The organism is Bacillus sp. FSL W8-0102, from assembly GCF_038007225.1.
GTDB lineage: Bacteria > Bacillota > Bacilli > Bacillales > DSM-4216 > Bacillus_O > Bacillus_O smithii.
The window spans coordinates 2567916-2580100 of sequence record NZ_JBBOWT010000001.1; the positions used below are offsets into that span (position 1 = coordinate 2567916).

Consider the following 12185-nt stretch of genomic DNA (forward strand, 5'->3'; position numbering starts at 1 on the left):
GGAGGAATTTCATTGTCTTTTATCATTAACATCATTGGAATTATCGTTGTTTTTGCTATTGCCTATTTATGCTCTATCAATCGTAAAGGCATAGATTTTGTCTCTATCCTTTTGATGTTTGTTATTCAATTGGTTATTACTTGGTTTATGTTAACCACTAAAATAGGTGGACAATTCATCCAAATCGTTTCAAAGTTTTTCTTATGGCTTATCCATTGCTCTATGTCCGGTATCAATTTCGTCTTTGGTGACCTAGTATCTTTAAATGGTACACCGTCCTTTTTCATGAGCGTATTAATGCCGATTATTTTTATTGTTGCCTTCTTCGATATCTTAACTTATTTCGGCATCCTTCCAGCTTTAATCAACGGCATCGGTTTTGTGCTTTCTAAATTGACGCGTGCTCCCCGCTTTGAAAGTTTTTTTGCTACTCAAGTCATGTTTTTAGGAAACAACGAAGCGTTGGCGGTAACGAGGCAACAACTGAACAAAATGGATGATAAACGGCTGCTGACCGCCTGTATGGTAGGAATGTCTTGTGTCAGCGTTGGAGTTCTCGGCGGATATATGCAGCTCATCGATCCTAAATATGTATTAGTTGCCATTCCATTAAATGCCGTTGGAGCATTAATCATTACATCATTCTTAAATCCATATAAAGTGTCGAAAGAAGAAGACGTCGTTTACAACCCTGCAAAATCCGGAGAGAAAAGAAACTTCTTCGATATGTTGGCAGACAGTATGCTGACTGGAGGAAAACTAGCTTTAATCATCGCCACCATGCTGATCGGATTTACAGCATTAATTACTGCCAGCGACAGCGTTTTAGGATTGATTCATAAAAACCTTTCACTGGAAAATATCTTTGCCGTACTTTTTTCGCCTTTTGCCTATTTAATGGGAGTTACACATTCCCAAGTATTTACCGTTTCTCAATTTATGGGTGAAAAATTAGCGACGAATGAATTTGTAGCAATGGGGAAACTACACCCTATACTTAATAAGCTGAATCCGCACACAGAGGCTGTCATTTCCACGTTTCTTGTTTCTTTTTGTAACTTTTCTACTGTAGGAATTATTTTGGGAAGCGTGAAATCATTATTCAATGAGGAGAAAACAAAACTAATCGCCAAAAATATTTGGCGTCTGCTCGTTTCAGGTATTTTGGTCTCCTTTTTAACTGCGATGGTGGTAGGGTTGTTTGTAAGATAAGGACTTTCCAGAGAAATTCAACTGTTTTTCTGTTCATTGGAAAAGAATATACTTCTCTTTCAGTCGAGGATGACTCAGAAGGTCATGAAAAATGATCTTTTTCAAGTCATCCTCTTTTTCTATTACGAAATTTATTTGGCAACGTTGTTATTAGGGCTATCCAGCTGCAGATTTTCTCTTAAAAAAGAAAAAATTGAAGAAAATACCTTCTACTTTTCTTTCCCTGGTGACAGTTTCACATTTACCTCGCCGAATATTCATCAAAAGGTTTTCAAAAAGTCAGTATAAACAACTCCTTTTTTGAAAAACTACTAATAGCTTAATGGATGGGAGGATTATTATGAAAAGCGCGGAAAATAAAACTACTGACAGCTTGAATCAAGAGGAATCTGATAAAACGACGCAAGGTTTAAATCAACTCATTGAAATCATTAATGCAAAAGGGGATATCGGTGAATTAAATCATATATTGGAACAATCAGAAACGGGCGCTGATCTCGATGAACAAAAAACGGAATAATCTTCTTTCAACTAATCTTTAGGCAAGGATTTGCATTCAAGCAATCAAATAACCCCAATATCTCGATCATGTGCTTCAAAGCTTATACACAATGAATCCGCTTTTAAGTTTTTATAAAAAAGGCTCGTCACAATGGTCAAACGCCCCAATGTTCCGAGCCTCTTTTTCGCATGAAAAAAGAAAATGGAAAACTAGCATTCAATGATCATTCAGAAAGAGCGATTTTTTAAAGGTAAATATGGAATACCCTTCTTTAGCTTTGGCCTTTAGACAAACCGCTTTTAAATACCCAAAGTCGGCTGCCCATAAAAGTAATGGCCATCCCACACAATGTTGCAAAAATCTTACTTACAGCCAGTGGCCATTCAAACTTTTGCTTAAATAAAGAAAGTAAAAGAAGAGTAGTCGCATAGGCAGCCAAATTAATGGTTAGAAATCGAAGCAGCTCTTGAATGTTCGCTTTTTCTTCTGCTTTAAAAGTCCAATTCCTGTTCCATACGTAGCTATTAATCATACCGGCAAGATAAGAACACCCTTGCGCCCATAAGTAATGGACATGTAAACCGGTGAGGACAAAAAAGACGATAAAATCAATAAGTGTATTTCCAACTCCTACCGTACAAAACTTCAGAAGCATTCCCATTTTTTCTTTTAGATGATCCCACATAAAGATACCTCCTTCGTCTTTTGACCGGAAGGCAAAAACCATAGCCCGTCACGTCATTCGAACGCTGTCAGGATTTCACAAAAATTCGAGGAGGCCTGATTGGGAGCTGGACCTCCTCGATGATCAATTCTCGGATGTTTTAGGAGCAGGAGATGATTGTTTCGCTTCTTTTGTATACAAGTCCGTTTCGATCGCGTATCGAGGACGTTTTTTTACTTCTTTAAAGATTTTTCCAATGTATTCTCCAATCAGTCCAATCCCCAATAATTGCAAGCCCCCAATCAACCAAATGGAGAGCATGAGAGAAGTCCATCCTGATACGGTATGGTGCCGCCATTCTTGAATAAGAGCATATCCACCAATCAAAATACTTAAAAGAATAGAAAGAAACCCTAATAACGTCACAAATCGAATGGGAGCTACACTAAACGATGTAATTCCATCAAAAGCAAATGCCAGCATTTTTTTCAAAGGATATTTAGATTCCCCGGCGAAACGTTCCTTTCGATCATACATCACTTTAGTAGATGGGAAGCCGATTAACGGCACAATCCCTCTAAGGAAAAGGTTCACTTCTTTATATTTTAGTAATTCTTCCAAAGCTCTTTTACTCATAAGGCGAAAATCTGCATGATTAAAAATAAGGTTAATGCCCATTTTGTTCATAAGCCGATAAAACGCGACAGCGGTTGTCCGTTTAAAAAACGTATCGGTATCTCGTTTATTTCGTACTCCATATACAATGTCGTAACCTTCCCAATATTTTTCTACAAACGTACGGATGGCACGAATATCATCTTGCAAATCCGCATCAATGGAAATCACGCAGTCGGCTTGTTTGCTGGCGGTTGCTAATCCCGCCAACAAGGCATTTTGGTGCCCGACATTTCGAGCAAGCTTTAAACCTTTTACATAAATATTTTGATTCGTTTCTGCTTCAATCAAATCCCAAGTACGGTCTCGACTGCCATCATCCACAAATAAAATATTGCTTTCTTTTGAAATTAAATGTTCATCGATTAATTCTTTGATCACCTGTGTTAATTGTTTAGACGTTTCTTGAAAAACCTCTTCTTCGTTATAGCAAGGAACGACGATGGTTAAAACTGGGTAATTCAAAGAAATTCCTCCTCAGAATTCTTTATTTTGCTTTGTATAAGTAAATTCTCCACGCTGAATCCGGATCGTCGAAAGCCTTTAAAAAGTGAAGGCCGTCCTCCTCCGCATTCATAATGGGCACGGATGAAAATATATACTGTCCGCCCATTTTCTTAAATTGATCAATGTTCAATTGAAGATGATGAATTTTTTTCTTGCTATTTTTTCGGAAGTCATAATGCTTTCCTAATTCACTTACAAAAATATAGCATCTGCCGCCCCATTGATCAAAGTATGTCTCCAACTCCTTATTTTTCTCCAGTTCTTTCGCAATGATTTTCCTAAATTGGTGCTTGTACGACAAAGGATAAAAATTATTATAGGTATCCAATGTGTAAAAACCGTTATACTGGGCAATGGCAGGGTGAAGCCCTATGCTCGCCACCCGATAAGAAGATTTTGGTTTTCCGATATATTTCGCTATTTCTTCAAACTGATGAGTGGCATAAAACTGTTTAAAAGACGGCGAGTGATTGGCACGATAATAAATCTCTGGATTGGCTGCAAAAAGTATAAGAAGCTGCAGCACTAAACATACCTTCACAAATCTTTTCCATTGAACCCCTTTTTTCCAGAGAATATAAGCACCTACCGCGAACATCACGTAAATGATCATTGGCCGTAAAAAATGGAAACGAGCAAAATTAAACGTATTTAGCAATTGGTACCTTTCTTTTAATGGCTCCCATCCTTTGTAAAACCAGAAGGCATACCAGACCGATAATACGAAGTTAAGGATAAACAAACGAATATAGTTTCTTTCTTGATTCCATTGTTTCTTCTGAATAATGATCGCCATGACGATAAAAGAAAGCGGAACAATCACAAAAGTGTGCAGGGTCATTACGTGCGTATGCCCTAAGAAATAGTTCTTAAACACAAGACGAACAGAATGCCAAAATCCTAATTTAGAACTGACAAATTCATTCCGGCTCGTCGGTTCTGTCGGAAACACCAGCGAATAAACCAGCCGATATTCAATTGCTAAAAAAAGGAAAGTCATATACACGATGCTGCCAAAAAACTTGAGATTCCAATCACGTTTGACAATCACATCGCGCAGCCAAAGGAGCCCCATGGCTACCAGAAAAAAGAAAAACCCTAAAACGAAGCTTGAATAGAAAGGAAGCAAAGTAATCGTCAACCATTCTTTCCAAGTCGCTTTTCGTTCTCTTATATTCAAAAATGCCCATAAAGCAAGCGGCTGTCCAAGCGTGCTTAACATGCCGGAAGGCCAAAAAGGAGTCAGCGCAAAAGCAAGCGACACTCCCACTCGAATTAGATAAGCATCGTCCGCTTTAACAAAATGTCTTTTTAAAAGCAAATACATGCCTATAAAAGCGAATATCCGTGTGATCGTTTGGCTTAATGCGTAAGCTAACATTGGAGGAAACAAATGATGCAGCCATTCGATCCCACTAAACTCCGTACCGTATGCATTACGCGGCAACCCATTGATTACTTGTGGAATGGTAGCATTAATAGGTCCGAATAATTCCCCGCTTCGCTTTAACACCCTATACCAAGCAATGTTCGAGTCCATATTATCATGAACCCGAATATGTGAATTTTCCCCTAATACATACATAGGAAGGAGATATACTCCAATTAATGCAAAAGCAATAATAATCCATTTTTGTTCTTTCGTCCAATTCGAAGCTAATTTTGCCATCATTCCGTTTACACGCACCCCATCTATTTGTTTTAAACCATTCTCTCTTCTTTTTTTATCAGTTGTTTCAATTTTTCTAGTATAGGCTCTCTTAATTCTTCATTTTTTAAAGCAAACTCAATAGTCGTCAAAATAAAGCCCAATTTTTCTCCGACATCATATCGTTTCCCTTCAAAGCAGTAGCCAAACACTTTTTGAGTCTTGCTCAATTTTTGAATGGCGTCGGTAAGCTGAATTTCTCCCCCTGCCCCTCTTTCTTGTTTTTCTAGGTAAGAAAAGATTTCTGGCGTCAGAATATAACGACCCATGATCGCTAAATTAGAAGGGGCTTGTCCTCTTTTCGGTTTTTCCACTAAATTTTTGATTTCATACAGTCGGCCATTCTGAGCCATCGGGTCAATCATTCCATAACGATGACTTTCTTCCAAAGGAACAGGCTGAACTCCAATGACGGATGCTCCCGTTTTTTCATATACATTCATTAGCTGCTTGATGCAAGGAGTTTCCGATTCCACAATATCATCCCCTAATAACACGGCAAAAGGCTCGTCTCCAATAAATTTACGAGCACACCAAACCGCATGGCCCAAACCCAACGGTTCTTTTTGACGAATGTAATGGATGTCAACCATGTTCGATGATTGCTGAACCTTTTCCAACAAATCCAGCTTTCCTGTGTCATAAAGGTTTTTTTCTAATTCAAATGCATGATCAAAATGGTCTTCTATCGCACGTTTTCCTTTGCCGGTCACAATGATAATATCCTCAATCCCAGAATGAATGGCTTCTTCCACAATATATTGAATGGTAGGCTTATCAACAATGGGAAGCATTTCTTTTGGCATCGCTTTTGTCGCAGGCAAAAAACGTGTTCCCAACCCGGCAGCCGGGATGATCGCTTTTTTTACTGATTTCATGACGTTGCACTCTCCCTTGGATGAAAAATTGGTCTTTTTATCATTTTCACCATTCGTTCAACGGTAGAAAAACTCATATCTTCTAAAAATCCTATCTCGCAAGAAAAAAGATTTTAGCCCTTGTTGATTTTCGGGAAGAATCCAATATGAGTTCGGAAGTTAGGCGATCATGGATACAGTCCATTCACTCGTCCTCTCCATCGACCGTACGATCAAAATGAAATGTCATCATGATGATGACATTCTAAAAGACCTATCTATACCATTAAAAGTTCTGCCGGAATTTTTTATTTTCTATCCATTATTACAATATAGATAATATCTCAAACCCATTCTTTGAAAATAATAGAATAGATCGCACGACTTCTCCAAGCTCCCGAAAGATCGGCATTGTAACCATTTCCCCCTTCATCCATTCCACGTTTTATTATAATCCCGGTTTCAAGACGAAAAAGCAGTAATCCCGGCAAAGGCTGAAAAGGAGATTAAAAAAGAGTCCTTATACAGGTTAATGAAAAAGCAGACTTTTAACAATAGAGAACGCCAGTGGAAGAATGAACCTAGAACAAGCTCACTATTACATCTTATTCATAAAAAAACCTTTACGAATCCTCATTTTATGCTGAAATTCGTAAAGGTTTTACTCATTTATGATTATATGGCAGTGCATCTGATGGATGGACACAATTCTATTTTTTAAATCTATCCAACAAGGGTATGAAAAAGGATAAAAAGATTTAGTAAAATGACTAGCGTTGCGACCATCCAGCTAATGACGGTTGTCAGGCGATGATTCACAAGAATCCCCATAATTTTTCGCTTGCTTGTAAAAATAATGAGCGGAATTAAAGCGAAAGCAATGCCAAAAGATAAAACAACTTGGCTGACGACCAACGCTTTTGTAGGATTAATGCCGCTTATAATAATGGCCAACGGCGGCACCATCGTAATGATTCGCCGGACATAAATAGGTATTCTTTTGTTAATAAATCCTTGCATCACCACATCACCGGCCATCGTCCCGACGGAAGAGCTCGACAAGCCAGCAATCAACAAACCAAAACCAAAAAAAGCGGCAGCTGCAGTACCGGATAAATGATGGAAAAGGTAAAAGGCTTTGTCCAAATCTTCTACAACATAACCATTTTTATGGAATAAGGCCGCGGCTACAATCAACATGGCCATATTGATGGCACCCGATATTAACATCGCAAAAAGGATGTCCAAAAACTCAAATTGAAATATTTTCTTTTTCTCTAACTCGCCTTTTCCCACTATACGATTTTGAGTCAAAGAAGAATGAAGGTAAATAGCATGAGGCATGACCGTCGCCCCGAGAATGCCGGAAGCGAGCAGAATACTGTCTGCTCCTATAAACTTCGGCGTAAACAAGCCTTCGGCAACGGCTCCCACATCAGGTTTTGCCAAAACCGTTTGGACCGCAAACGATAAAACCACCATGGAAATCATGACGACAATCACGGTTTCCAATGAACGAAAACCACGGCGCTGACATTCCAAAATCACAAAAGATGCAAAAGCGGTGATAAGAGCGGCAGAAACCATAGGCACCCCGAAAAGCAAGTGAAGCCCTAATGATGAACCAATAAACTCAGCCAAATCCGTTGCGATGATCACTAATTCGCTTTGAATCCATAAAAAGACGGAAACAGGTTTTGGAAAATATCCCCTTGCTACCTCAGGCAAGTTACGGCCTGTTGCAATTCCTAATTTAGCGGATAAAGATTGAATCAGCACCGCCATTAAATTGGATGCCGCAATCACCCATAACAACGCATAGCCATATTTAGATCCCGCTGTGATATTGGTTGCAAAGTTGCCCGGATCCATATAGGCGACAGAAGCAATAAACGCCGGACCCAAGAAAGGAAAAATGCCTTTCCATCCTTTGATTTTGCCCTCTAAAACCGCCTGGGCTGTATAAATAATTTGTTTATTCTTATCATGATTGTTCATTACGAATGATCCTCTCATTTTTGCATAAACACCCAAAATTAATACTTCTACAAAAAAGTTTACTTAAGGAAAAAATAATTGTTTTCATCTTAAATCATTCATGCAAAAATGTAAATTATTTTGCACTAATTCTTACTCGCATAGCCTGGTGAGATACATCCATACATCTTAATCCATTCACCATTATGGCAAAGCATCCATATTCAGTCCATATTTTGTGCTAGAAAGTATTATTCTATCAACAATGCTCCGTTCAGGACTTATCTATTATGACAAAATATAAAATGTTTTCATTTCTCCTTTCTAAAATCATTTCACGTATAGAATGAAAGAGACATGCATAGGCCCGTTATAAAAAAACAGCACTCTTTCACCCGATTTAAGGAAGAGTGCTGCAAGAACGTTTATTGGTTTCAAAAATCAACTTCTCAAAAAGCATTGGAGTTCCGCTGAAAATCTTGGAAAATGATTCAAACTTACACCAAAAGCTGAATCTGATTGTCTGAAGGATCTTTTGTCACGAATACACCGTTTTCTTCTGTTACGGAAGCATCGATTTTCCGCAGTCGGTCGATGATTTGATTTCGAGCTTCATCGCTCGGGAGGACAAGAGAAAACTTTTTCAATCCGACGCTATTTTCTGAAGGCGCAGGTATTCCCACCCCGTTCCAAGTATTTAATCCAATATGATGATGATAGCCGCCTGTCGAGATAAATAACGCCTGTCGACCATATCGGCTTACGATATCAAATCCAAGCCCTTCATGATAAAATTGCTCCGTTTTTTGCAATTCGGAAACGTGCAAATGAATATGTCCAATAACTGTATCTGAAGGAAGTCCTTTCCATGATCCATCTCTTCCTTCTGCAAGCAAATTTTCTACATCCAGCGGCTCGGTTGACATGACCACTTCCCCATTGTTCCAATTCCATGTAGATGATGGACGATCTGCATAAATCTCAATTCCGTTTCCGTCAGGATCCGCTAAATAGAGCGCTTCACTTACAAGATGATCCGATCCCCCTTGCAATGGATAGCGAATTTGAATAAAATGCAGCAATACTTTCGCCAAGTCCGAACGTGTAGGCAGTAGAATGGCAAAATGGTACAAACCGGTTCTATGCGGCTGTTTCGGTATCACATTTTCCGGCTGCTCAATGGTTACCAGAGGCGTTTTTCCATCCGCTGTAAGGACCGCCTTCTTTTTTGACTGTTCCAGTATTTGAAAACCTATCACGTTTTGGTAAAACGCAAGAGAACGTTCTAAATTGGCCACTTTTAAGTCCACTTGTCCCACAAACGTATGGGGCGGGCGATGAAATTCCATATTAATTCCCTCTCTTCGAATAAATAATGAAATTCATTTACTTACCTTCAGTTGTAAAAAAGTAGTTTTCAAAATTTATATAGTTACTTTACGTAAGTAATTTTATTATTGTAATTAAAAACTGTAAGTAACAATCTTGATCATGAAAAATATATTGGAAAATATATGAATGAGGTGGTCATTCGTGCCTTGCCGTTATAATAGTATGTTTTTATTCTTTTAAAGCCAAACAGACAACGTTCAAAAATGATTCCATTCAACCTGCTTCCATTTTCCGATTGTTAATGTTGCTGCTATGTTTTCCTCATTGTTCAATTCAGCCAAACATTTCTCATTTGCTTATTGTCCACAAAGCTGCTCCATTTCGCATCATCATCTTTTTCAAAATTCGCACAAAATATCAGAATATATGGTTTTTAGATATCAAAACATTTCTTGATACCATTTAGCAGCGGCTTTAATTTCACCCAATGTTAATTGATGGCCTTTATTCTCCCAGTGAATGTCAACCTTCGCATGTGCTTGTGCTAATAAAAGTTGAAGTTCCGATGATTCCTGCGGAGAACAGATGGGATCATTTGTGCCCGCTGCGATGAATACCTTTGTCTCTGACAGATCCGGCAAATTAATCCCTCTTCTTGGAACCATCGGATGAAAGAGAATGGCTCCTTTCAACGCATCTTGATAATGAAACAGTAAGCTTGCGGCGATATTAGCTCCGTTGGAATATCCAATAGCCACTATATTATTTCGATCGAATGAATACTTCTTTGACGCTTCGTCTAGAAACTCATATAATTCTTTCGTACGGAACATAAGATCTTTTTCATCGAATACGCCTTCCGCCAATCTTCTAAAGAAACGAGGCATTCCGTTCTCCAGCACATTTCCGCGTACGCTTAAAACGGAAGCATCTGGGGCGATCATACCGGCAAGAGGCAATAGGTCCGATTCATTGCCCCCTGTTCCATGAAGCAAAAGAAAAGTGGGCTTCGCCGGATCGCGGCCTTGTTGAAATAGATGTCTCATGATTTTTCTCCTTTCATACCTCATAACAAGGAAGACGGCTCATTCAATTTCCGATTTTCTTATGGATTGGATCAATGATCGAATCCCAATCATCTAGTCCTGCTTTTAAAAAGAAATTTTTACTTCTGAGTTTTGTCCAATTCTCTTACTTGAATAGGCGGCAAAATTTGTTCCAATTTGCTTCTGTACGGTTCATACCACTCAGGCAGCATTAAATTTTCTCCTAATTTTTCCGGTTCTTCATCAATGGCAAATCCCGGTGGGTCTGTGGCCATTTCAAACAAAATTTTCCCATATTCTCTGAAGTAAATAGAGTGAAAATAATTTCTGTCCTGTACAGGCGTTACTTGATATCCGTGTTTTTCGATGCGTTCTTTCCAATCCAACTGATCCTCGTCATTCTCTGTACGCCAAGCGATATGATGGACCGTTCCGACCCCTACTTGACCGCGGCCGGTTGGAGATGTTTTCAAATCAACCACATTCCCAATGTCGCTTGTCGACCGAAAACGGATATATTCTCCTTCCTCTCCTGCTTGTTCAAGCCCCAGTACGTTTTCGAGCAATTCAGCTGTTTTTTCAGGATCGGCAGAGAAAAGAACGGCTCCTCCAAAACCTTTAATGGCGACATCAGAGGTCACACCGCCAAAACTCCATTGGCTGTTGTCTCCTTCTTCTCTCTCCACCAATTCTATTTCCAACCCATGAGGATCGCTCAAACGTAAATATTGTTCGCCAAATCGTTCTAGTTTGGAAAATGGAACGTGGAATTTCTCGAGCCTTTGTTCCCAAAACAGCATAGCGCCTTTTGGAACAACATATGTTGTCACTCCCACTTGTCCGTCGCCGATTTTCCCTCTGCGCCCATCTGGCCATGGGAAAAAGGTGATAATCGTGCCCGGTTTTCCGGCTTCATTGCCAAAATAAAAGTGGTAAGTGCCCGGATCATCGAAATTAATCGTTTTTTTCACCAATCGCAATCCCAGCACACCAGCGTAAAAGTCGACATTTTCCTGCGGATTCCCCACAATGGCTGTGATGTGATGGATCCCTTTTGTTTTCTTCCCCATCATTCTTCTCTCCTTGAATAGATTGATTCCTTTCCTGATGAAGCAAGTATGGATCATTTTCTAAAAATACAAGTATCTTCCTCGCTTTTGCATGTTAAAAAAGAAGGGGCAAATTTTCTATAATGGATTCTATAATGGCTGATTCACTCTATTACCCCTCCATACTCATTTACTTTAAATTCTCTTTTGATTCCCTCACATTTTGGACAAAATCGTTTTAGAAAAGAACGGCATCCAATGCATATTGGCCAGGACCTGTAAGAGCAATCCCAATGGCAACTGCAATTAATATAAGATTCAATTCATAACCATTTTGTGTCGCCCAAAATCCATTCGGTCCGTGAACTTTTGCAATCGCAACGATCATGGTGGCAGCAATCATGATACCCGCAAGAGGTGTCAGTAATCCTAGAGCGAATAACAGTCCTCCTGCAAATTCTGCTAAACCGGCCAGAAAAGCCATCGTTGCACCTGGTTTAATGCCAATCGATTCCATCCATTGACCGGTGCCCTTTATTCCATAGCCTCCAAACCAGCCGAACAATTTTTGAGCTCCATGGCCGACAAACGACAATCCAATCACTAAACGAATAATTAACAAACCAATACTCATCATCATTTTTCCTCCCTCCTTT

General features: G+C 39.2%; 11 protein-coding genes. 2 read left to right on the forward strand and 9 right to left on the reverse strand.

The window, feature by feature from the left end; all coding sequences use genetic code 11:
* Positions 1-12: 12 nt before the first annotated feature.
* Both N1I87_RS12275 and N1I87_RS12280 read left to right on the forward strand, forming a co-directional pair.
* On the forward strand, positions 13-1212 hold the full coding sequence (locus tag N1I87_RS12275) for a NupC/NupG family nucleoside CNT transporter (protein WP_340397239.1): 1200 nt from the start codon (positions 13-15) through the stop codon (positions 1210-1212).
* Positions 1213-1552: 340 nt separating this feature from the next.
* Positions 1553-1732 carry a hypothetical protein gene (locus N1I87_RS12280; protein WP_003354263.1) on the forward strand — a complete coding sequence of 60 codons (180 nt, stop codon included), beginning with the start codon at positions 1553-1555 and terminating at the stop codon, positions 1730-1732.
* Between the two features lie 253 nt (positions 1733-1985).
* Here the strand turns inward: N1I87_RS12280 and N1I87_RS12285 are convergent, their stop codons facing one another.
* The 9 genes from N1I87_RS12285 to N1I87_RS12325 form a co-directional block, all read right to left on the reverse strand.
* Positions 1986-2399, reverse strand: coding sequence for a GtrA family protein (locus tag N1I87_RS12285; RefSeq protein WP_003354262.1), 414 nt, complete (start codon positions 2397-2399; stop codon positions 1986-1988).
* Between the two features lie 123 nt (positions 2400-2522).
* Entirely contained in the window at positions 2523-3518 is a 996-nt protein-coding gene (locus tag N1I87_RS12290) for a glycosyltransferase family 2 protein (protein WP_003354261.1), read from the reverse strand.
* 22 nt (positions 3519-3540) lie between these two features.
* Complete coding sequence (locus tag N1I87_RS12295) at positions 3541-5232, reverse strand: DUF6044 family protein (protein ID WP_341101999.1); 1692 nt, start codon at positions 5230-5232, stop codon at positions 3541-3543.
* A 29-nt stretch (positions 5233-5261) separates the two neighbouring features.
* The gene (gene galU / locus N1I87_RS12300; protein ID WP_341102001.1) at positions 5262-6146 is read right to left on the reverse strand and encodes a UTP--glucose-1-phosphate uridylyltransferase GalU; all 885 of its coding nucleotides are present in this window, start codon (positions 6144-6146) and stop codon (positions 5262-5264) included.
* Between the two features lie 702 nt (positions 6147-6848).
* Positions 6849-8123, reverse strand: coding sequence for an Nramp family divalent metal transporter (locus tag N1I87_RS12305; RefSeq protein ID WP_341102003.1), 1275 nt, complete (start codon positions 8121-8123; stop codon positions 6849-6851).
* 476 nt (positions 8124-8599) lie between these two features.
* Positions 8600-9451, reverse strand: a complete 852-nt coding sequence (locus N1I87_RS12310) for a VOC family protein (protein WP_270584294.1) — start codon at positions 9449-9451, stop codon at positions 8600-8602.
* A gap of 423 nt (positions 9452-9874) precedes the next feature.
* Positions 9875-10480, reverse strand: a complete 606-nt coding sequence (locus tag N1I87_RS12315) for an alpha/beta hydrolase (RefSeq protein ID WP_341102005.1) — start codon at positions 10478-10480, stop codon at positions 9875-9877.
* A 119-nt stretch (positions 10481-10599) separates the two neighbouring features.
* Positions 10600-11550 (reverse strand): ring-cleaving dioxygenase, encoded by a 951-nt coding sequence (locus N1I87_RS12320; RefSeq protein WP_327824763.1) that lies wholly within the window; start codon positions 11548-11550, stop codon positions 10600-10602.
* 217 nt (positions 11551-11767) lie between these two features.
* A complete protein-coding gene (locus N1I87_RS12325) occupies positions 11768-12166 on the reverse strand; it encodes a DoxX family protein (RefSeq protein ID WP_040341371.1) in 399 nt (132 codons plus the stop codon).
* Positions 12167-12185 lie beyond the last annotated feature (19 nt).